Genomic DNA, 955 nt, shown 5'->3' on the forward strand with positions numbered 1-955 from the left:
AGACCCCGTTTGCGAAGGGGTGAGGGCACTGGTTTGACGAGCTGATCCTGGCCTCTTGTGTGGCGTTGCGGGCGGTTTCCTTCCTGGAGACTGCCATGTGGACGCCTGCTGATCGCGCGCTGGTTGGAGACTTTGGCTCCGGTCAGGCCCTGACCGATGACCAGTTCCGGCTGCTCAAGCCGCTGATCCCGCCCGCCAAGCCTGGCGGGCGACCGCGCTCGACGGACATCCGGAACCTGCTGGACGGCCTCTTCTACCTCGTACGCACCGGCTGCCAGTGGCGGCACCTGCCGCCGCCTCCGGCTTTCCCGCCATGGCGCACAGTGTATGGTTACCTACGCGCTTTCCTGCGCGACGGCGTGTGGGAGAGCATTCGCCACCACTTCGTAGTCATGCTGCGCGAGGGCGCCGGGCGGGAGGCTAGCCCCACGGCGGCGATCGTCGACACCCAGAGCGTGAAGACCACGGAGAGCGGCGGCCCGCGCGGCTGGGATGCCGCCAAACGCCTGAAGGGGCGCAAGCGGCAGGTCGCGGTCGACACCGACGGGCTGCTGCTCGGCATCCTCGTCCATGCAGGCGACATCCAGGATGCCGACAGCCTTGGCGATCTGCTGCGGCGCCTGAAGCCGCTCTACGCCTGGCTCCGGGTCGCGTTCGCCGACAGCGCCTACAATCGGCTTGCGGCCTTGCTCGCCTGCTACCTCGCGGGTCTGGTGCTGATCATCGTCCGTCGCGTCGCGGGCACCAACGGCTTCGTCGTGCAGCCGCGCCGCTGGGTGATCGAGAGATCGCTCGGCTGGTTCGGCCGCTGGCGGCGGCTGTCCAAGGATTACGAGGCGCTGCCCGAGGTTTCCGAAGCGATGGTCACCCTCGCCGCAATCCGCCTGATGCTGCACCGCCTCTGCCATCCCAATCGCAGGCGACTGCCCGCCCCATGACTTCGCAAACGGGGTCT

The 955-nt window shown here is 68.1% G+C and carries 1 protein-coding gene; it reads left to right on the plus strand.

Features of this window, described 5'->3' with window-relative positions; genetic code table 11:
* Positions 1–95 precede the first annotated feature (95 nt).
* Positions 96–938, plus strand: coding sequence for an IS5 family transposase (locus tag Q7A36_RS40150; RefSeq protein ID WP_305109384.1), 843 nt, complete (start codon positions 96–98; stop codon positions 936–938).
* Positions 939–955: the final 17 nt, after the last annotated feature.

Origin of the sequence: Paracraurococcus lichenis, from assembly GCF_030657435.1 — a bacterium.
In the GTDB taxonomy this organism is placed as follows: domain Bacteria; phylum Pseudomonadota; class Alphaproteobacteria; order Acetobacterales; family Acetobacteraceae; genus Paracraurococcus; species Paracraurococcus lichenis.